Below are 313 nucleotides of genomic sequence, written 5' to 3'. Positions count from 1 at the left end.
GTCACTGCCAGCATCAGCAACAGCACTCTGAACCAGAACGTGACGTTTATTGCTGATGTCAGCACGGCGAAGATCGCTGATCTGGTGGTCATTAAGGACGGCTCAGTGGCAGATGGCGCGATGGCGAACACGCTGCGGGTGAAAGTCACCGACGCGTTCGGCAATGCACTGGCCGGACAGACGGTCAGCGTCTCAGCGGACAACGGGGCAGCGGTTGCTGCGACGGTTATCACAGAGCCGGACGGCGCGGCGATAATCTCCGTCACCAGCCAGACCGCCGGAGCCAGTACGGTCACTGCCAGCATCAGCAACA

The 313-nt window shown here is 60.7% G+C and carries 1 protein-coding gene; it reads left to right on the top strand.

All coding sequences use genetic code 11. The features are described from left to right. A partial coding sequence (locus tag ATB02_RS25945) for an Ig-like domain-containing protein (RefSeq protein WP_198600618.1) occupies positions 1–313 on the top strand: 313 nt, incomplete at both ends.

This window comes from Escherichia sp. MOD1-EC5189, from assembly GCF_002966045.1.
GTDB lineage: Bacteria > Pseudomonadota > Gammaproteobacteria > Enterobacterales > Enterobacteriaceae > Escherichia > Escherichia coli_F.
This window is presented reverse-complemented; position numbering and strand designations above follow the sequence as displayed.